General features: G+C 65.2%; 17 protein-coding genes. 3 read left to right on the top strand and 14 right to left on the bottom strand.

What is annotated here, in order from left to right; translation table 11 throughout:
* The first annotated feature begins 5 nt into the window (after window positions 1–5).
* Window positions 6–2378: a DNA topoisomerase IV subunit A gene (parC, locus tag ACCD07_RS06085; RefSeq protein ID WP_413446799.1), complete on the top strand. Its 2373-nt coding sequence runs from the start codon at window positions 6–8 to the stop codon at window positions 2376–2378.
* 111 nt (window positions 2379–2489) lie between these two features.
* On the opposite strand, the gene ACCD07_RS06080 is transcribed toward parC, so the two are convergent.
* The 12 genes from ACCD07_RS06080 to ACCD07_RS06025 all read right to left on the bottom strand — a co-directional run bounded on the left by ACCD07_RS06080 (window position 2490) and on the right by ACCD07_RS06025 (window position 14791).
* Window positions 2490–2957, bottom strand: coding sequence for a hypothetical protein (locus ACCD07_RS06080; protein ID WP_353400964.1), 468 nt, complete (start codon window positions 2955–2957; stop codon window positions 2490–2492).
* 125 nt (window positions 2958–3082) lie between these two features.
* Window positions 3083–4504: an IgA Peptidase M64 gene (locus tag ACCD07_RS06075; RefSeq protein ID WP_353400965.1), complete on the bottom strand. Its 1422-nt coding sequence runs from the start codon at window positions 4502–4504 to the stop codon at window positions 3083–3085.
* Window positions 4505–4569: 65 nt separating this feature from the next.
* Window positions 4570–5622 (bottom strand): alpha/beta fold hydrolase, encoded by a 1053-nt coding sequence (locus tag ACCD07_RS06070; protein WP_353400967.1) that lies wholly within the window; start codon window positions 5620–5622, stop codon window positions 4570–4572.
* Between the two features lie 27 nt (window positions 5623–5649).
* Window positions 5650–6402, bottom strand: a complete 753-nt coding sequence (locus tag ACCD07_RS06065; protein WP_353400969.1) for a DNA-binding domain-containing protein — start codon at window positions 6400–6402, stop codon at window positions 5650–5652.
* Window positions 6399–7244 (bottom strand): DUF692 domain-containing protein, encoded by an 846-nt coding sequence (locus tag ACCD07_RS06060; RefSeq protein ID WP_353400973.1) that lies wholly within the window; start codon window positions 7242–7244, stop codon window positions 6399–6401. Before ACCD07_RS06060 ends, ACCD07_RS06065 begins: the two co-directional genes overlap by 4 nt.
* A gap of 2 nt (window positions 7245–7246) precedes the next feature.
* Window positions 7247–7528: a hypothetical protein gene (locus ACCD07_RS06055; protein WP_353400974.1), complete on the bottom strand. Its 282-nt coding sequence runs from the start codon at window positions 7526–7528 to the stop codon at window positions 7247–7249.
* A 30-nt stretch (window positions 7529–7558) separates the two neighbouring features.
* Window positions 7559–8320, bottom strand: a complete 762-nt coding sequence (locus ACCD07_RS06050) for an alpha/beta hydrolase (protein ID WP_353400976.1) — start codon at window positions 8318–8320, stop codon at window positions 7559–7561.
* Window positions 8317–8598 (bottom strand): DUF2282 domain-containing protein, encoded by a 282-nt coding sequence (locus ACCD07_RS06045; RefSeq protein ID WP_353400978.1) that lies wholly within the window; start codon window positions 8596–8598, stop codon window positions 8317–8319. The genes ACCD07_RS06050 and ACCD07_RS06045 overlap by 4 nt, the downstream gene beginning before the upstream one ends.
* Before the next feature lie 67 nt (window positions 8599–8665).
* Window positions 8666–9094 carry a DoxX family protein gene (locus tag ACCD07_RS06040; protein ID WP_353400980.1) on the bottom strand — a complete coding sequence of 143 codons (429 nt, stop codon included), beginning with the start codon at window positions 9092–9094 and terminating at the stop codon, window positions 8666–8668.
* Between the two features lie 161 nt (window positions 9095–9255).
* Window positions 9256–10509 carry a cyanophycinase gene (locus ACCD07_RS06035; RefSeq protein WP_413446798.1) on the bottom strand — a complete coding sequence of 418 codons (1254 nt, stop codon included), beginning with the start codon at window positions 10507–10509 and terminating at the stop codon, window positions 9256–9258.
* Window positions 10510–10583: 74 nt separating this feature from the next.
* Entirely contained in the window at window positions 10584–11918 is a 1335-nt protein-coding gene (locus ACCD07_RS06030; protein ID WP_176652424.1) for a cyanophycinase, read from the bottom strand.
* A gap of 107 nt (window positions 11919–12025) precedes the next feature.
* The gene (locus tag ACCD07_RS06025) at window positions 12026–14791 is read right to left on the bottom strand and encodes a TonB-dependent receptor (RefSeq protein ID WP_176652423.1); all 2766 of its coding nucleotides are present in this window, start codon (window positions 14789–14791) and stop codon (window positions 12026–12028) included.
* A 164-nt stretch (window positions 14792–14955) separates the two neighbouring features.
* Here ACCD07_RS06025 and ACCD07_RS06020 point away from each other — a divergent pair, with 164 nt between their 5' ends.
* Both ACCD07_RS06020 and ACCD07_RS06015 read left to right on the top strand, forming a co-directional pair.
* A complete protein-coding gene (locus tag ACCD07_RS06020) occupies window positions 14956–16095 on the top strand; it encodes a succinylglutamate desuccinylase/aspartoacylase family protein (RefSeq protein WP_353400984.1) in 1140 nt (379 codons plus the stop codon).
* 11 nt (window positions 16096–16106) lie between these two features.
* On the top strand, window positions 16107–17501 hold the full coding sequence (locus ACCD07_RS06015) for a YfcC family protein (RefSeq protein WP_176652421.1): 1395 nt from the start codon (window positions 16107–16109) through the stop codon (window positions 17499–17501).
* 6 nt (window positions 17502–17507) lie between these two features.
* On the opposite strand, the gene ACCD07_RS06010 is transcribed toward ACCD07_RS06015, so the two are convergent.
* Window positions 17508–17984 (bottom strand): hypothetical protein, encoded by a 477-nt coding sequence (locus tag ACCD07_RS06010; protein ID WP_413446792.1) that lies wholly within the window; start codon window positions 17982–17984, stop codon window positions 17508–17510.
* Window positions 17985–18304: 320 nt separating this feature from the next.
* Window positions 18305–18730, bottom strand: a complete 426-nt coding sequence (locus ACCD07_RS06005; protein WP_176652420.1) for a GNAT family N-acetyltransferase — start codon at window positions 18728–18730, stop codon at window positions 18305–18307.
* Between the last annotated feature and the right edge of the window lie 31 nt (window positions 18731–18761).

The raw sequence follows: 18761 nt of genomic DNA, 5'->3' as shown, positions 1-18761 counted from the left end.
ACGGCATGGGCGGCGACGGCGGCATGGGCGCCATGGGTGGTGGCGGTGGCGGCGGCGATGACGCCGGCGGCCCGGGCGCCCCGCTGGGCGACGGCGACGGCGGCGATGGCGGCGACACGCTGACCTTGTCCACCTTCGCCGAGCGCGCCTACCTCGACTACGCGATCTCGGTGGTCAAGGGCCGCGCGCTGCCGGACGTGTGCGACGGCCAGAAGCCGGTGCAGCGCCGCATCCTGTACGCGATGAACGAAATGGGCCTGAACGCCACCGCCAAGCCGCGCAAGTCGGCGACCGTGGTCGGCGACGTGCTGGGTAAATTGCACCCGCACGGCGACCAGTCGGTATACGACGCCATGGTGCGCATGGCGCAGGACTTCTCGCTGCGCTACCCGCTGGTCGACGGCCAGGGTAACTTCGGCTCGCGCGACGGCGACGGCGCCGCGGCGATGCGATACACCGAAGCCCGGCTGACGCCGATCGCCAAGGTGCTGCTCGACGAAATCAACCTCGGCACGGTCGAATTCCAGGCCAACTACGACGGCTCGACCGAAGAACCGTGCCTGCTGCCGGCGCGCCTGCCGATGGTGCTGCTGAACGGCGCCTCCGGCATCGCGGTCGGCCTGGCGACGGAAATCCCGTCGCACAACCTGGGCGAGGTGGCGCAGGCCGCCGTCGCCATGATCCGCAATCCGAAGATCTCGCACAGCGAATTGATGACGATGATACCCGGCCCGGACTTCCCGGGCGGCGGCCAGATCATCACTCCGGCCTCGCAGATCAGCGACATGTACGCCACCGGCCGTGGCAGCATGAAGGTGCGTGCGCGCTGGAAGATCGAAGAACTGGCGCGCGGCCAGTGGCAGGCGGTGGTCAACGAACTGCCGCCGGGCACCTCGTCGCAGAAGGTGCTGGAAGAGATCGAGGAGCTGACCAACCCGAAGATCAAGATGGGCAAGAAGGCGCTGTCGCCGGAACAGCTGGCGCTCAAATCGCTGATCCTCAATTCGCTGGATACGATACGCGACGAATCGGGCCGCGCGGCGCCGGTGCGTCTGGTGTTCGAACCGAAGTCGAAGAACCAGGACCAGACCGAATTCATGCTGCTGCTGTTGGCGCATACCTCGCTCGAATCGTCGGCCTCGATCAACCTGGTGATGATCGGCGGCGATGGCCGCCCGCGCCAGAAGGGCCTGACCGACATCCTGCAGGAGTGGATCGAATTCCGCTTCATCACCGTCACCCGCCGCACGCAGTTCAAGCTGGGCAAGGTCGACGCGCGCATCCACATCCTGGAAGGCCGCGAGACCATCCTGCTGAACATCGATGAAGTCATCCACATCATCCGCAACTCGGACGAACCGAAAGCGGCGCTGATGGAGCGCTTCCGCCTGTCGGAGATCCAGGCCGAAGACATCCTGGAAATCCGCCTGCGCCAACTGGCGCGCCTGGAAGCGATCAAGATCCAGCAGGAACTGGCCGAGCTGCGCAAGGAAAAAGGACTGCTGCAGGACCTGCTGGACAACCCGTCGTCCATGAAGCGCGCCATCATCAAGGAAATCGACGCCGACGCCAAGCTGTATGGCGACGCCCGCCGCACCGTGATCGAGGAAGCGCAGAAAGCCGTGGTCGAGCAGAAGGTGGTGGACGAACCGGTCACCGTCATCATTTCGGAAAAAGGCTGGATACGCGCCCGTACCGGCATCGGCCACGACGCCACGCAGTTCACCTTCAAGGCCGGCGACGCGATCTACGGCGCCTTCGAATGCCGCACGGTGGACAACCTGCTGGCCTTCGGCAGCAACGGCAAGGTGTATTCGGTGCCGGTTGCGGCGCTGCCCAACGCGCGCGGCGACGGCGTGCCGGTCACCACGCTGATCGACCTGGCGCCGGGCGCCCGCATCCTGCACTACTTCGCAGGCAGCGGCGCCACGCAGCTGATGCTGGCCACCAGCGCGGGCTTCGGCTTCGTCGCCAAGGCCGGCGACATGGTCAGCCGCATCAAGGGCGGCAAGGCCTTCATCACGATGGAGGACGGCGACGTCCCGCTGCCGCCGGCGGTAATCGGCGAAGGCGCCAGCGCGGTGGCTGTGTTGTCGGCCAACGCACGGGTGCTGGTGTTCGGCATGGATGAGATGAAGGTGCTGACCAACGGTGGCCGCGGCGTGATCCTGATGGAGCTGGACGACAAGGAAACGCTGATCGCGGCCAAGCCTATCAGCCAGAAGGGCGTGATCGTCTCGGGCATAGGCCGTGGCGCCAAGCCGCAGGAAGAGCGTCTGTCGGCATCGGCGCTGGCGGTCCACTTCGGCAAGCGCGCCCGCAAGGGCAAGGCGCTGGCGACCAAGATCAAGCCAACCTCGCTGACGCCTATCGTCTAAAAAAACCCGGGGTCAGGTCCGGCAATCGGACACGAGCTCTACCGTAGCGAACGCTACGGTAGAGCTCGTGTCCGATTGCCGGACCTGACCCCGGGTTTATCCCGCTGCTAGTTAGTTCTTGGCAGCGGCAGCTTTGACGTCGGCAGCGCCTTTGGCTTTGACGGCGTCGGTCTTGTTGGCGGCGATCGCTTTGTCGGCGGTGGCGTCAACGGTTTCCTTGATCGCTTTGGCGTCGGCTTTCACTGCCTTTTTCTCGGCTTTTTCTTCAGCCTTGGCGACCGATTTTTCACCCTTGGCGGCGACCTTGGCTTTGTCTTCCGGATCGGCCTTGGCTACTTTTTCGTTGGCTTTGGCTTTTTCCACTTCAACGTGGGCGGCGGCGGTGTCGTGGGTCTTGTCGGCTTTGGCGATGGCTTTATGAGCCTTCTTGTCGGCCTTGGCGTCCACCTTCATTTCCTTCTGCTCGGCCTTGGCCACGTCCTTGTTCACGTCATTTTCAGCTTTGACGACAGCAGGGGTTTGTGCGAAGGCGGCGGTGGCGAACAGACCGGCGATCAGGGTAGCGATAATTTTGTTCATGGTATTTCCTCTCGATGTTGATTTGGATACGTTCTTATCATATGAAAGCGGGGCTTTCGATGTCACGTATTCAGAATATGCCGACGAGATAAAGCACTCTGTACGCTACCGTACCTAACTTGATTTTACCGCCGAGTCCCGGGGCGCGAGTACAGGTCGATGATGGTGCCGATCGCGTCGGCGCAGACGGAGCAGAACTTCTCGCTGCGGTCGAACATGATGCACTGCATCTGCGGGCGGTAGTAGCCCTTGGCCTCGTAGTTAGCCCCCTCGAACGCGCCCACCGTGTGGAAGTGCGGGTCTTTCGAGAACAGCGCATTGGTCGACTCCAGGTCCTTGCGGAACAAGGCGCTCATTTCCGACTCCGGCCGGTTGGCCGCCCGCAGCGCGGCGCGCTCCTTCTGGTAGGCGCGCGACGCCGTTTCATAGGCCTCCTTCGGCCACGGCGTCGGCAGCGGCGTGCCGGCTTTGACGAACTTCTTCCACTTCACATTGGCCGGATCGCGCAGCGCGGTCGCATTCGGCTCCCACGGCTCCTGGCGCGCGCCGGTCGACTGGTAGGCCACGGGCGAGGTGTAGTACTCGTCGGCCAGGCCGGCGAAGTGGTGGCCGAATTCATGCACGAACAGGTAGTTGGCCCAGTCGTTGTTGGCCGCCGCTGTGCTGAACTGGCCGAAGATGCCGCCACCGCCATAGGTCTCGTTGTTCACCAATATCTCGATGAATTCGTACGGCGCGTACTGCGCCAGCTCGCGCAGGGCGCGGTTGTCGGTGGTCAGCACATAGCGCTCGCTGCCGAAAATGTCGTAGCGCGCGCCCAGCGGCGACGCGTGATGCACGCCGGTCGACGGCCGCGACACGCCCGATTCCTCGGTCGGCAGCGCCAGCGCCCAGACGTTGAAGTCCTTCGCGCGTTCCTTGAACGGCGAGGTTTCAAACAGGTGGTCGGCCAGTTTGCGCGCGGTCGCTTCAAACTTCGCCATCTCCGCCTTGGTGTAGCCGTCGCCCAGGATCAGCAGGTCGACCTTGTCCGGCGATGGACCGTTGACGCGGATGCCGATCGGTTTGGCCAAATCAGGTGGAGGCGTCTGCCTGCGCACCACGTCCATCGCATCGGTGTCGATGTCGGCGGTCCAGACCACGGAGAACGCGTTGCGGTCGTCCCGCTTCAGGATGCGCACGCGCACCGGCCGGTCCGGTTTCGGAAAGCGCACCGACTCCTGGAAGCCGCGATTGGCGTGATTGGCCTCCTCGGTGCTGCGCCATTCGGCGAAGATGGTCGAGAAGCCGCGCGAGTACAGCAAATCGCCGGTCTTGGCGTCGACCACCTCCACCATGTTGTTGCCGCGATTGGTGTCGTCGATGGTGCGGCTCATGTCGCCCGGCCACGGCAACGGCTCGATCACCACGCGCTCCATCGCATACTGCTCGTTGAGCGCATTGCCGCTGTGAAGATAGTCGAGGCGGACCGTGGCCGGCTGCGCGGCAGCGGCCAATGCGGGCACAGTGACGGCCAGCGCCAGCACGTAAGAGATAAAGCGGTTCATGGGACTCCCGGCGGTCAGTGAAAAGTGACCGCCATTGTAATCCCGCGCCTGGCCAAAATGCGCTTCTATGTCCGCCATTTTCCGTTGCGGACCAACTCGGCCACGGCGTCGGCGAACACTTTCGGCGCCTCCTGCGACAGATTGTGGCCTGCTCCGGGAACGCGCCGATGGCTGCGCGGACCGCTGAATTTTGCCGCCGACGCGCTGCCGTCGGTGGCGCGGATCACGCCGTCATCAAGGCCGTCGAGCGTGATCGCCGGTACCGGAATCACCGGCCCGGTGGCCAGCTTCGCTTCCTGCTTTTCATAGTCCGGATAGCCGGGCGCCGCGCCCAGCCGGTGACGGTACGAATGCAGCACCACGTCGACGTAGTCCGGATTGTCGAACGCCTTGGCCGATCGTTCGAAGGTCGGGCCGTCGAAGCGCCAGCTCGGCGAATTGTTCTCCCACAGGATGCGGGCGACGTCGTTGCGGTTGGCCGTCAGTCCTGCGCGACCGCGTTCGGTCAGGAAGTAGAACTGGTACCAGAAGCCCGCCTCCACCTTGGCCGACGCCGGCAAGCTGGCCTTGGCGATGTCCTGTATCAGATAGCTGTTGACCGACACCAGCCCGACCACGCGCGTGGGCCGCAGCGCCGCCGCCACGCAGGCGGCGCGGCCGCCCCAGTCGTAGCCGGCCAGCACCGCCTCCGGTATGTGCAGCGCGTCCATCAGGTCGATGACGTCCTGGCCGATGGCCGCCTGCTGGCCCGAGCGCGGCGTGGCGTCGTCGAGGAAGCGCGTGGTGCCGTGGCCGCGCAGGTGCGGCACGATCACGCGGTAGCCTTGCGCTGCCAGCATCGGCGCCACTTCGACGTAGCTGTGGATGTCGTACGGATAGCCGTGCAGCAGTATCACCGGCCGGCCGTTCTCGGGCCCGGTTTCGTGATAGCCGACGTCCAGCACGCCGGCCTCCACCTGGCGCACAGCCATCACCGGCAGCGGGCCGGTATTCGGTTTGACGGGTGGTGGCAGGTCCTTGCCCTGCGCGGCGGAGGCCACGCCGCCCAGCGACAACCCGGCGGCGCCGGCGGCGGCCGACAGCAAAAAGCCGCGGCGGTTCAGTACAGAGTCAGACATGGTGAAGCTCCTTTGAGGTGAATGCGGTCATGCCGCGTCGATACCGGTAATCAGTTCACTGGCCAGCCAGCTGGCCAGCAGTTCGCCGGCCCTGGTCACGCCCCATGCCTCGCCCAGACGTTCGACCAGCCAGTCGCACAGCTCCGTAAAACTGCCGCAGGCCTGCAGGCGCAGCAGCGCCTCGTGCTCCAGCGCGTCGACCTGCTTCAGGCAGGAGGTATAGCCCCGCCGCCAGACCAGCAAGCCGACCGGCCGCGCCAGCATTTCGCTTTCCGGCGGCGTCTCTTCGGCCCACAGCGCCGACCAGATTTGTTCGGCGTTGGTGATGGCGACGGCGCTCATGAACGAGGGCGCGACGCTCAGCACAGCCTTGTCCCAGTCGACCTGCGCCAGGCCTTCCAGCGCCAGCGGGCGAGCGTCGGGCGCAATGAAGGTCGCCGACAAGGCGTGCTCTATCCACGCCAGTTCGTACACGTCAGGGTTGTCGGGGAACAGCGCGGCCAGCGTGCGGTCGAAGCCGTCGGCGTACGCATCCAGCGTCCACGCATGCGGCGGATGGCTGTCGATATGCTTGATGGCGGCGGTGCGGAACGCCCCGTCGCCTATCCACGCGCGCAGCCGCGGGTAGGACTGCTCGAGACAGCCCACCAGCTGCGCGCGGTAGTTGTTCTGGTAGACCGCCAGCCCGGCCATCGCGCGCGCATCGGTGCCGATGGAGGCGCTGGGCTCGGCGGCCACCAGCCATGTCTGGAAATCCCGCTGCAGGTCGGCCAGCATCATGCGGCCTCCCGGTGCCATGCGCGCAGCGCGCCCAGCGAACGCGCCGTCGACACCTCCCGCATCAGGTCCGCCAGCGGCGGGATGTCGTCGTCGCGTTCTATCATGGTCGCCACCGGTCCGGCCAGCGCCATCGCCTGCGAATACAGCTGCCACACTTCTTCGCTGACCGGGCCGTCGTGCGTGTCGATCAGCAGGCCGGCGCCCCGGCTATGGCCGGCCAGGTGGATCTGCCGCACATGCTCGAACGGGATGCCGGCGATGAATTCGTTGGCGTCGAAGCCGTGGTTGGCGGCGCTGACGTAGACGTTGTTCACGTCCAGCAACAGCCCGCAGCCGGTGCGCCTGGCCATCGCCGACAGGAATTCCCATTCGGTCATCGCCGCGCCGCCGAAGGCCAGGTAGCTGGACGGATTCTCGAACAGCATGGCCCGGCCCAGCACATCCTGGGCCCGCGAGATATTGGCGCAGACGATGTCCAGCGCTTCCTCGGTGTACGGCACCGGCAGCAGGTCGTGCGAGTTGAAGCCGCCGATGCGCGACCAGCTCAGATGGTCGGAGATGAACAGCGGCTCGATCTCGTCGGCCAATGCCTTCAATCGCTTGAGGTAGTCGGCGCGCAGGCCGTCGGCCGAGCCGATCGACATCGACACCCCATGCAGCGCGACCGGATGCCGTTCGCGGATCTGGCGCAGGATATGGCGCGGCTGGCCGCCGGCGATCATGAAGTTCTCGGAGATGACCTCCACAAAGTCCACCGCGACCCGGGTTTCCAGGAAGTCGCGGTAGTGCTCCTTGCGCAGGCCAAGGCCATATCCCGAGAAATGGGGAGCGGTGGCGCTCATGATTACTTCGTTTCAGTCAGCGTGCCGCCTTCGGCCAGGCAGGCGGTCTTGGTGCGCACCAGCACGCCCTCGCCCTTGCACGAATTCAGGCCCTTGCAATCGTTCTTGGCGGTGGCGCACAGGCTGGTGCCCTTGCAGGTGTTGATGCCGTAGCAGCGGCCCGGCTTTTCGGCGGTGGCGTCTTTTTCAGCGGCGCTGACGTGGGTGCCGATGGTGAGGGAGGCCAGCGCCATCAGGGCGGAAGCGGCGGCGATGCTGACACGGGAAGCGACGGATTGGTTCATGGTGATACTCCTTGGTGATGGTTCAAAAAATTACTGCGCGCGCTGCGCGGCTTCGACAATGACCTGGGCGACTGCTTCCGGCTGCGAGATGTAGACCAGGTGGCTGCCCTTGATCTCGGTCACCTTGGAACCGGCGCGCTTGTACATCCAGCGCTGCAGGTCCGGGCTCAGCGCGCGGTCCTCGGTGGAGACGATGGCGTAGCTCGGCTTGTTCTTCCATGCGGCCGTCGCGATCTTCGTGTTGAAGGCGGCGGCGGTGGCCGGCACCTGCGACGCGGCCAGGAAGTTGGTGCGGTTGGGCGTCAGGTCGCCGGCGAAGTCCGCGTTGAATTTTGCGCGGTCGAAGTACAGGTGGCCGTCCTGCGTGGCGACGATGTCGTTGCTGGGCGACGGCATCGTGCCGATCACCTGTGCCAGCGTCTCGCCCACGTCCGGCAGCACGCCGGCCACGAACACCAGCGCCTTGACCTTGTCGCCGTCGCCGGCGGTGGAGATGACGGCGCCGGCCGAGCTGTGGCCGACCAGGATCGCCGGGCCGTCCTGCTGTTCCAGCGCGCTGCGGGTGGCGGCCACGTCGTCGGCGAAGCTCGTATGCGGCTGCCCCACCACGGTGATGTGGTAGCCCTTGAGCCACAGGATGTCGTGCACCGTGCGCCAGCCGGAGCCGTCGACAAAGGAGCCCGGCACCAGCACGATGTTCTTGGCGCCGGTCGGCACTTCGGCCGCCATCGAGGAGGACATGCCGGCGGCCAGCAGCGCGGCGGCCATGGCGATTGCGTTCAAGGTTTTCATTTCTTGTCCTTCGCGGTCAGCGAGCCGTAGCCCTTGGGTGTCTTGATTTTGGTGCAAGTACCTTTTTCGACCAGGGTCCAGGCGTCGCCCTGGTAGTCGGTGACGGAGGTGCCGGCGCAGCTGGTGCCGGCGCCGGCGGCGCAGTCGTTCTGGCCGGCCAGCGAGACGCCGAAGCATTTTTCGGTCGGCTTGGCGGCGTCGGCGGCGTGGGCGCCGCCGGTCAGTGCGGCCAGCGTCAAGGCCAGCGATGCGGCAAGGGCGGAACGGGAGGTAAGCATGGTGATTCCTTTTCAGTTGAGGTTGAACTACATTTAAACGTGCACGATGTCAGCGGATGCGATGTATTTATTTAAAAAAAAGCCGGTCGAGCGACCACTTGCCGCCGCCCTGCGCGACCAGCGGCAGCAGCACGGCGGTCCACAGCAGGTGGGTGGGCCAGGCGGCGGGATAGACGAAGATCTCGATCACGGCCGTCATGCCCAGCAGCGCCAGCGCGGCGTAGCGGGTGAACAGGCCGGCCACCAGCAGCAACGGGAACAGGTGCTCGGCGTAGGTGGCCAGCGGCGCCGCCAGTTCCGCCGGTATCAGCGGCAGATGGTATTCCGAACGGAACAGCTCGTAGGTAAAGGGCTTCAGCGTCAGCCAGCCCTGCACCTTGGTGCGGCCGGACAGGAAGAAGACGGCGGCGATGCCGACCCGCGCCACCAGCAATTGCAGAGACTGCGGCAGCGCCGTTGAGAGGGCGGCGCCCGAGGGCGCGGTTGACTGATTCATGTTCACTCCGGGTTATTAATCGCACCCGCTTTAATCGGATGATTGAATAATACCAGCATTCCGGAGCATGTCAATGGTTGCGATTAAATCGCATGCGTAACATTTTTGTGATACTTCGGCGGCCGCGCGCAGGCGGCAGCGATGGGCGTCTACTTTGGCGCCTACTTCGGCGTCAGCGACTGGCCGATGTCGAGCGGCCGGATGTCGAGCCGCATATTGAGGATGGAGTAGCTTTGCGGCGCCGCCGACGCGTAGCCCACGCTGTCGCGCGTCTTGCTGAAGGTGAACTGGAAGCCCAGCTCCGGCAGCGGCGTATTGCGGCCGCTGGTGGCGATGCCGATCGCCTCGCTGCGGCGGTTGTTCATCAGGTTTTCCATCAGCTCGACCACCGCGTTCTTGCCGAGGATATCGGGCGAGAACACCGGCTCGCGCAGCACCGCCGCATGCGCCTGCAGCTTGCCCGATGCCTTGGCCTCGGACGGCGTGAAGGTATGCGTGGCCAGGTCGTACTTGTCGCCCCGGTCCAGGTAGCTGATGACGGCGTTCGAGACGTTGAAGCCGGCGCTGCCCGGATCGGTGGTGGCGCGCGACAGGTCGATCAGCAGCGCGCCCTTGTGGCCGACGATCTCCACGCGGCGCCGGTTGTCCACCACCATCGCCGTGTTCTCGTCGATGCCGAGGCCGAACTTGTAGCCCTTCTTCAGCATCGCCGGGATCATGCGGGCGAAGCGCCCGCGCACCAGCAGGTGCTGGTCGACGAACACGTCGTCGCCGATGAAGCCCAGCCCCGGCGCGATCTCCCGCCCCTCGGTGACGCCGGCGCGCAGCGTGGCGAACACCGTGTTCGGCGCGTAGAACATGGTGCTGCTCATGATGGCCGCGCCGGCGCTGCTGCCGGCCACCACGCCGCCGTTGCGGTACAGGTCCCACACCGCGTCCAGCACCGCGCTGCGGCTGCCGTCCTCGCGCACCAGCGCCTGCGTGATGCGGGCCTGGTCGCCGCCGACGAAGAACACGCCGCCGGCGCCGCGCACCGCGGCCGCCAGTTCGGGATCGTCGGCCACCTTGCGGAAATCGCTGTCGGCCAGCTTGACCGCCAGCGGCACCAGGAAGGCGCTCGCGCCGTAGGCATTGAGCCGGGCCACGATCGCCTCGCCCACCAGCGTCGGGTCGGACGAGGCCGACGGCAGCACGGCGATGCGCGCGCCCGGGCCGCCGGCCAGCTGCACGATGCGCTGCCAGACCTCGGCATTGTCGGCCCGCAGGTTGCCGCCGATGATGACCAGCGATCCCTTGGGCCCGGCCGGCGCCACCGGCAGCGTCGGATCGACGGTCGACGCGGCCAGCGCGCCGCCCAGCGGCACCGCCAGCGTCAGCGTCGCCTGCAGCAGGTGCTTCAACAAGGTGGTGGTCATGCCCATGGCGGCTCCGGCAAAAAAATGGGACGGCGCCTGCCGTCCCATTAAATATAACCGATTTCGCGCGGCCGTCAGCGGTAGCGGTACAGCGGCTGCTGCAGCTGGATCGGCCTGATGTCCATGCGCAGCTTGAGCACCGAGTAGGCCTCCGCCTCGGTCGAGCTGTAGCCGACGCTGTTGATGGTTTTACTGAAGCGGAATTCGAAGCCGAACTCCGGCGAAACGTCGCGCGGATTGCCGAAGGCGATGCCGATGGCTTCCTGCTGGGCGTTGTCGATCAGGTTGACCATCAGGTCCAGCACCGCGTTGTTGCCGAGGATGTCGTTGGTGTACACCGGCTCGCGGGTATCGGGCTCGTTCGGGTCGAGCTTGTTGTCGGCCTTGTCCGGCGACGGCGTGAACTCGCGCGTCACCAGGTTGAACTTGTCGCCGCGGTCCAGGTAGCTGATGGTGGCGTTGCTGATGTTGAAGCCCTTGACGCCGCGGTCGGTGATCGCCGCCGACAGGTCCAGCAGCAGCGCGCCGCTGTAGCCGATGATCTCGACGTCGCGCTTGGCGTTGACCACCATCGCGCTGTTCTCGTCGATGCCCAGGCCGATCTGATAACCTTTTTTCAACATCACCGGGATCATGCGGGCGAAGCGGCCGCGCACCAGCAGATGCTGGTCGACGAACACGTCGTCGCCGATGAAGCCCAGGCCGGAGGCGATCTCGTGGCCGTCGTTGACGCCCTGCTTGAGCATCTCCAGCGTGCCCTTGGCGTCGTAGAACATGGTGGTGCTCATGATCGCCGCGCCGGCGCTGGAGCCGGCCACCACGCCGCCGTCGCGGTACACGTCCCACACCGCGTCCAGCGCCGCCGTGTGCTTGCCGTCCGGGCGCACCAGCGCCTTGGTGATGCGCGCCTGGTCGCCGCCGGTGAAGTAGATGCCGGTGGCCGAATGGATCGCCGCCACCACTTCCGGGTCCTCGGCCGCCTTGCGGTAGTCGCTGTTGGGCAGCGTGACGCCCAGCGGAATGAAGAAGGCCTGGGCGCCGTATTGATTGAGTTTGTTGACGGTGTTCTGGGCCGACTTCTCGGGGTTGATCGAGGCCGAGCCGAACACGCCGATGCGCGCGCCCTTGCCGCCGGCCAGCTGCACGATGCGCTGCCAGACTTCCGCGTTGTCGGCCCGCAGGCCGCCGCCGATGATGACCAGGTTGCCCGCGGGCGGCGCCAGCACCGGCTTGGGCGGGGGCACCGCCTTGGCCGGCTTGCTGGCCTTGACCTGCACTTGATGGGTCTTGGCGACCGGCGTCGTGGCGGCCGTCTGCGCAGCGCACACGCCGGCGCCGGAGAACACCAGCATCCCGAGCATGCCAAAGCGCATGACAAGGCGCTGGAGCGCAAAACCTGTAAATTTCATGTTGCCCTTCCGATGAAAACCGGCGCCAGGGCTCTCGCGCGGCGCCGTAATAATGCAGATGATACCAATCTATTCCTCAATCCGACTTAAAGCATCATTACGTTACATTACTTGAAGGCGTAATTGGCGCTGGCATAGAAACGGCGGCCGCGCGGATCGGTGTAGGTCGGATCATAGCCTGAGATGAAGAAATAGGCTTGATTCGAATAGGGCGGCGCGGTGTTGAACAGGTTCTGCACGCCGGCCCGGAACTTGAGCCCCTTGGTCGCCTGCCAGGCGCCCGACAGGTCCCACAGCGAATACGCCTTCACGTGGTTCGACGCCACCACCGAGCCATCGTCGATGTTGATCGCCGAGTTCTGGTCCTCATAGCCGCTCGAATAGGTGTTCGACAGGCTGGCCGAATACGGCCCCCGGTCCCAGTCGAAGGTGACGGTATGGCGCCAGCGCTGCACCACGCCGTCGGTGACGAAGCGGCCCAGATTGCTCAGGTAGACGTCGCCGACCGAGTTCTGGATCTTCGAATTGAGCACATAGGTGCCGGACAGGTGGCCGCCGAAGCGGCCGGCCCAGGTCTGCACGCCGCGGAAGTCCAGCGTCAGGTCCAGGCCCGTGGCCACCTGCGCGCCGCGGTTTTCCTTGCGCAGCTCGATATAGTCGATCAGGCCGTCCTCGTCGCGGTGCACCAGGTTGCCGTACTTGGCCAGGTTGCCGAGGATGACGTCGTCGCCGATCTCGCTGATCAGGTCCGTGCGCTTGATGTTCCAGTAGTCCAGCGTCATCGCCACCTGCTTGCTCGGCTCGAGCACCATGCCGACCGAGTACTGACGGCTGCGCTCGGGCTTCAGGTCCGGATTCGAATAGCGGCGGGTATCCCAGTTGTCGGCGCAGTCGGCGAAGTTGTTGTCCACCGTCGCGCAGTACTGCGGATCCGGCAAGGTGGCTGTGGCGCCGTAGATGGTCGGGCGGTACATGTCCGACATCGACGGCGCGCGGAAGCCGCGCCCGGCCGAGGCGCGGAACAGCATGGTCTTGGCCGGCATGTAGGTGACGCCGATCTTCGGACTGGCGGCGCCGCCGACCACCTGGTAGTGGTCGTAGCGCGCCGACAGCTGCGCCTCCCACTGTTTGGTCAACGGCAGCAGCAGCTCGCCGTACACCGCCTGCACGGTGCGGCTGTCGCTGGTGGCGCGGCCGCCTTCGGGCGCGGCGTCGTTGTTGATGTTATCGCTCAGCAGCAGCGCCGACGGCGTGAAGTCGGTGCGCTCGTGGCGCACCTCGCCGCCCAGCGCCAGCGCAGCCTCGCCGCCGGCCAGCGTGCCGACCGGATGCGACACCTTGAAGTCGACCGAATCCATCACGCCGCGCGCGTGGCGCACGTCGTCGTTGACCTGGATACTGTTCAGCAGCGCCACGCCGGCCGCGCCCGACGGGCCGAAGGGATTGATCGTGCCGTCGTAGATCCCCGCCTGCAGCTTGTCGTACAGCAGATAGCCGTGGGTATCCTTGTCCTTGATGGTGTTGACGCTGTGATTGAGGCCGATATCGTAATCGAAGCCGCGCACGCTGCCGGTCATGCCGACCACGAAGCGCTGGCTTTCGCTGGTCAACTCGCTGGTGCGGCGGCCCGCCTCGGCCAGGCGGATGCGCAGCTCGACATCGCCGACCACGTCGTCGTCCGCGCTGGCCTCCTCCGATTCCAGGTCGTACTTGGCCAGGCCGGGAATCTTCTTGTAGTTGATCGGCGCCCTGACGCGCGCCGACGAGGCCACGTAGCTGGTCTTCGAGCGGCTCAGCGCCACCTCGGCAAACAGCTGGTTGTCGGCGTTCAGCTGCAGCACGCCGCGGCTCAGCAGGTTGACCTTGTCCGACTTCGGATACAGCTCGGTGTCGCCCATGTAGTTGTAGGTGCAGGCGTCGACGCCGCCGGTGCCGGTCGGCAGGTACAGGTTGGCCGGCGGCGCGCAGTTCGGCACCGACAGGTTGATGGTGCGGTTGGTGATCGGCTTGCCGTTGATGGTGAAGCCCTGCTCCTGCAGGTAGTCGCGCTGGGCGCCGGTCAGGCGGATGTTGGCCGGGCCGGTATAGCCGGACAGCAGGTGCGGCAGGCGCTCGGGGATCTGCAGGTTGTTGATGAATTTGCGCTGCGAGGTGCTCAGCGCGTCGGTGCGCTGCACGTCGAGCACCGCGAACACATTGTAGCCATCCTTGCCCAGGTCGCCCTTGCCGGCGCTGATGGTGGCGGTGCGCTTGCCGGCGCCGCCCTCGTCGGTCTTGCCGCCGTAGGCGTTCAGCTCCAGGCCCTGGAAGTCCTTGCGGGTGATGAAGTTGATCACGCCGCCGATGGCGTCGGTGCCGTACAGCGCCGAGGCGCCGTCCAGCAGCACCTCGACGCGCTGGATCGCGGCGGCCGGGATGTTGTTCAGGTCGACGCCGGTGTCGTCGCCGGGCGAGGCGAAATTGGCCATGCGGCGGCCGTTCAGCAGCACCAGCGTGGAGGAGGTGCCGATGCCGCGCAGGTTGGCGCTGTTGAAGCCGCGCTGGTCGTGGCCGTCGGTGATGCTGGCGCCGTCGGTCAGGCCGCCGACGTTGGCCGACACGCGCGCCATCAGTTCCGACGCGGTGGTCACGCCGGCCTTCTCGATGTCCTCGCGGGTGATGACCTGCACCGGCAGCGCCGTTTCGGACTCGATGCGGCGGATCGCCGAGCCGGTGATCTCGACCTTGGGCATGATAGTCGCCGCCGCCGGCGCGGCCGGCGCCTCCTGCGCGACGGCCTGCTGGCCCAGCAGCCCGATCACCGCTCCCACGCTCAGGGCGCGCCGTACCGAGTGCGCCATCGTCGAAACCCGCATGCCGTGCAATTCACCCATATATATTCTCTCTGGTAGCAATGTAAATAATTCAATTAAACTAACTGTACGCACATCGCCGTGAAAACTCAAGAAAGCAGGCCGCCTTTCGCCGTGCAGCGATTTACTTTGTGAAAATAGTGCTACATACTCAATCTTTGACCGCAAATAGTGTTAGCTCACCCATGCAAGTACACAAACACCCCCTCTCCGGCCCGCACAGCAACGCCGCATTTGAACTGACCAGTTTCCACTTCGGCAGCGCGGGCACCGGCAAAAAGGTCTATATCCAGGCCTCGCTGCACGCCGACGAGGTACCCGGCATGCTGGTCGCGCAATACCTGCGCAAGGAACTGACCGCGCTCGAACAAGCCGGCAAGATCGCCGGTGAAGTCATCCTGGTGCCCGCCGCCAACCCGATCGGCCTGGCGCAGGCGATCCACGGCGCCGCCTTCGGCCGCTTCGACCTGACCACCGGCATCAACTTCAACCGCTCCTACAAGCACGTCGCCGACGACCTGAAAAAGTCGCTGGAAGGCCTGCTGGGACAGGACGCCGACGCCAACGTGCGGCTGATACGCGAACACGCGCGCGCCTCGATCGCCACCTGGCAGCCCGCCACCGACGCCGAGACGCTGAAGAAAACCCTGATGACGATGGCGGTGGACGCCGACATCGTCATCGATCTGCACTGCGACAACGAGGCCGTGCTGCACGTCTACGCCGGCACGCCGCTGGCCGAAGGCATCGCGCCGCTGTCGGCCATCATGGGCGCGCACGCGCTGCTGCTGGCCTACCAGGCCGGCGGCGAGCCGTTCGACGAGGCCTGCAGCCGCCTGTGGTGGGACCTGGACAAGCACTTCGAAGGCCGCTACCCGATCCCCGCCGCCTGCCTGTCGACCACCGTCGAGCTGCGCGGCGAAATGGAAGTGAGCTACGCGCTGGCCGAGAAGGACGCCGCCGGCCTGCTGCAGTTCCTGACCCTGAGCGGCGTGCTGCTGCCCAAGGACGCCGCAGCCGCGGCGGCGGCCGCGGTGCTGCCCGCGCCGCTGTGCCAGGCCACGCCGCTGGAAGGCGTCGAGCCGCTGTATGCGCCGCACGCCGGCATCCTGGTCTACACCCGCGACCTCGGCGCGCGCCTGGCGCCGGGCGATGCCATCGCCGACCTGATCGACCCGGTCAGCGGCGAGACCACGGTGATCCGCGCCAGCGTGGCCGGCGTGTTCTTCGCCCGCAGCGCGCACCGCCATGTGATACGCGGCATGAACGTCGGCAAAGTCGCCGGCGCCCAGGCCTTCCGCGCAGGCGATTTGCTGAGCCAATAAATCAAAACAACATGACCACCAAAAAATTCAAGCTGCCGCACACCTTCGTCCTGCTGTTCATCATCCTGGCGCTGATCGCGGCGGCCACCTGGCTGGTCCCCGGCGGCAAATACGAGACGCACCTGGTCAACGGCAAGCAGCTGATCGACCCGTCCAGCTTCCACTACATCGCCAGCGCGCCGCAGGGCCTGACGGCGCTGATGAAGGCGCCGATCAAGGGCTTCGTGGACGCGGCGCTGATCATCGGCTTCGTGCTGATCGTCGGCGGCGCCTTCTCCGTGCTGCAGAAGACCGAGGCGGTCGACTCGATGATCAAGTCGCTGGCGCGCGCGCACGACAGCTCGGTGTTCATCCAGAAGGCGCTGATCCCGGTGTTCGTGACCATGTTCTCGATCGGCGGCGCCACCTTCGGCATGAATGAGGAAGCCATACCGTTTATATTGATTTTCGTGCCGCTGGCGCTGGCCTTGGGCTATGACACCGTCACCGGCGTGTCGATCCCCTTCCTCGGTTCGCAGGTCGGTTTTTCGGCGGCGTTCCTGAACCCCTTCAACGTCGGCATCGCGCAGGGCATCGCCGGCGTGCCGGTGTTTTCCGGCTGGGGCTATCGCCTGATCGTCTGGTTCATCGCCACCGCCATCACCATCGTCTTCCTGATGTGGTACGCGGCGCGCGTGAAGAAGACGCCGGAGCTGAGCCCGACCTACGCGCTCGACCTGGAAAAGCGCCGCGAGCAGCCGCACGGCCTGGGCGAATTCCACGGCATGACGGGGCGGCACAAGCTGGTGCTGGCGATCTTCGTCGGCTCGCTGGTGATCATGGTCGGCGGCGTGGTCGGCTACGACTGGTACATCGATGAAATCGCCGCGCTGTTCCTGACCATGGGCATCGTCATCGGCCTGGTGGGCAAGCTCGATTCGACGCAGATCGTCGAAGGCTTCATCCAGGGCGCGCGCGACCTGGTCGGCACGGCGCTGGTGATCGCGCTGGCGCGCGGCACGATGATTTTGGCGCGCGACGCCCACATCATCGACACCATGCTGCACTCCTTGATGCCGCTGGTGCAGTCGTCCAGCCCGATCTTCGCGGCATGGAAGATGTTCGGCATCCAGACGGTGATCAACTTCTTCATCCACTCCGGCAGCGGCCAGGCTGCGCTGACCATGCCGATCATGGCGCCGCTGGCCGACCTGGTGGGCGTGACGCGCCAGACCGCGATCCTGGCGTTCCAGTTCGGCGAATTCACCACACCGATGATACCGACATCCGGCATCACCGTCGGCGTGCTGGCCCTGGCGCGCATCCCCTGGATCACCTGGGCCAAGTGGATGGTGCCGCTACAGCTGATCTACGCCGTGCTGGCGCTGGCGCTGCTGGTGCCGCCGTGCCTGATGGTTTGGCAATGATGGGCTTTAAGTAGCTGCTTCATGAGCGGCGGTCCCTCCCAGCAAACGCGCTATGGCCGCTTTTTGCGCCGACCGGCAGACATCGGCAAGCAGCCATTGATCACTGCCCGGAAGGCTTAGCCAGATGGCTTTCCAGGCGTTGCGGTTGCCGCTGCCTTGCAGATTGGCGAAGCAGGATGGCGAAACTACATGCTCGCCATATTTGATTTCCGCCCCCGCCACCACAGCGAAATAGTACTGGTGATCGAAGCATGCGCGCAGCCTTGTCCCCTCTGGCAGAAAGACTTCCTTCCATTGGTATCCGGCCTCGGATGGCGCCGCCGGCTGCTGTTGGGCTGCCGGGGCCGGTTTCATATAGTTGCGGATCGCCTCGCAAATGAACGGCTCCAGCGCTAGAGAATCGGACCAGAAATGACCTGTGAATTCGCCCAGGGCCTCCAGCACATCGGAGGGCACGCGGATCGGGAATGCGTGAGCATGCATGAGGGGCTCCCAAAAAATCGGTTTTTACTAAGCGCTGCTAACCGCCGCTAAAACTTACTACTGCGCGCTACCGATTACTAAAATTGCCAAGACGAACGCTAAACGATACTAATTTTCGGCCTGTATTTGTTAGAGGCGATTAGTACTGTTTAGTTCACGCGATAGTACAAACTCCGACGAAATATCGGAGACTATCGGTGAATAGCAAGGGTTCGCACGTTTTAGTAAAACCCGAAAAAAAGACATACCCGCCGCGTGCGGTCCTGTCGATGGGCAGCCCCAGATCCACCCCTCAGCGTCCCCCTGGCTGGCATGAACGGCTAGTTGGCGTAGATGTTCGGGAAGTAGCGCTCCATCAGCGTCGCCGGCCGGGCCGGCGGCGTGAAGCCGAATTGGGCGTACAGGCCGTGGGCGTCGCTGGTGGCCAGCATGAAGCGGCGCAGCCCCTGCAAATCCGGATGCGCCAGCACCGCCTCCATCAGGCGCTTGCCGTATCCCTGTCCCCGGACCTCCGGCAGCACGAACACGTCGACCAGGTTGGCGAAGGTGGCGCTGTCGGTGATCACGCGCGCGAAACCCACCTGCCGGCCGTCCAGATAAGCGCCGAAACACAGCGAATTGTCGATCGCCCGCTCCACCACGGCGGGGGGAATGCCGATGGCCCAAGTCGACTGCTCGCTGAGGAATTGGTAAATCAAGGGCAGGTCGAGTTCCGCCTTGTCGGTGCTGATGTGCAGAGTAGTCATGTTTTCAGTGATTAAAAAGACAACGTTGACG

This window comes from Duganella sp. Dugasp56 (genome assembly GCF_047304105.1).
Taxonomy (GTDB): Bacteria; Pseudomonadota; Gammaproteobacteria; order Burkholderiales; family Burkholderiaceae_D; genus Rugamonas; species Rugamonas hordei.
Note: the sequence above shows the minus strand (reverse complement) of the source record. Positions and strands in the feature narration are given on the sequence as shown.

What these genes read in the sequence shown, in the direction of transcription:
- ACCD07_RS06015 (WP_176652421.1), top strand. Translation starts at nt 16,107, where the DNA reads ATGACCACCAAAAAATTCAAGCTGCCGCACACCTTCGTCCTGCTGTTC.
- ACCD07_RS06065 (WP_353400969.1), bottom strand. Translation starts at nt 6,402, where the DNA reads ATGATGCTGGCCGACCTGCAGCGGGATTTCCAGACATGGCTGGTGGCC.
- ACCD07_RS06075 (WP_353400965.1), bottom strand. Translation starts at nt 4,504, where the DNA reads ATGAACCGCTTTATCTCTTACGTGCTGGCGCTGGCCGTCACTGTGCCC.
- ACCD07_RS06050 (WP_353400976.1), bottom strand. Translation starts at nt 8,320, where the DNA reads ATGAAAACCTTGAACGCAATCGCCATGGCCGCCGCGCTGCTGGCCGCC.
- ACCD07_RS06040 (WP_353400980.1), bottom strand. Translation starts at nt 9,094, where the DNA reads ATGAATCAGTCAACCGCGCCCTCGGGCGCCGCCCTCTCAACGGCGCTG.
- ACCD07_RS06055 (WP_353400974.1), bottom strand. Translation starts at nt 7,528, where the DNA reads ATGAACCAATCCGTCGCTTCCCGTGTCAGCATCGCCGCCGCTTCCGCC.
- ACCD07_RS06080 (WP_353400964.1), bottom strand. Translation starts at nt 2,957, where the DNA reads ATGAACAAAATTATCGCTACCCTGATCGCCGGTCTGTTCGCCACCGCC.
- parC (WP_413446799.1), top strand. Translation starts at nt 6, where the DNA reads ATGGGCGGCGACGGCGGCATGGGCGCCATGGGTGGTGGCGGTGGCGGC.
- ACCD07_RS06010 (WP_413446792.1), bottom strand. Translation starts at nt 17,984, where the DNA reads ATGCATGCTCACGCATTCCCGATCCGCGTGCCCTCCGATGTGCTGGAG.
- ACCD07_RS06030 (WP_176652424.1), bottom strand. Translation starts at nt 11,918, where the DNA reads ATGAAATTTACAGGTTTTGCGCTCCAGCGCCTTGTCATGCGCTTTGGC.
- ACCD07_RS06070 (WP_353400967.1), bottom strand. Translation starts at nt 5,622, where the DNA reads ATGTCTGACTCTGTACTGAACCGCCGCGGCTTTTTGCTGTCGGCCGCC.
- ACCD07_RS06005 (WP_176652420.1), bottom strand. Translation starts at nt 18,730, where the DNA reads ATGACTACTCTGCACATCAGCACCGACAAGGCGGAACTCGACCTGCCC.
- ACCD07_RS06035 (WP_413446798.1), bottom strand. Translation starts at nt 10,509, where the DNA reads ATGACCACCACCTTGTTGAAGCACCTGCTGCAGGCGACGCTGACGCTG.
- ACCD07_RS06060 (WP_353400973.1), bottom strand. Translation starts at nt 7,244, where the DNA reads ATGAGCGCCACCGCTCCCCATTTCTCGGGATATGGCCTTGGCCTGCGC.
- ACCD07_RS06045 (WP_353400978.1), bottom strand. Translation starts at nt 8,598, where the DNA reads ATGCTTACCTCCCGTTCCGCCCTTGCCGCATCGCTGGCCTTGACGCTG.
- ACCD07_RS06025 (WP_176652423.1), bottom strand. Translation starts at nt 14,791, where the DNA reads ATGGGTGAATTGCACGGCATGCGGGTTTCGACGATGGCGCACTCGGTA.
- ACCD07_RS06020 (WP_353400984.1), top strand. Translation starts at nt 14,956, where the DNA reads ATGCAAGTACACAAACACCCCCTCTCCGGCCCGCACAGCAACGCCGCA.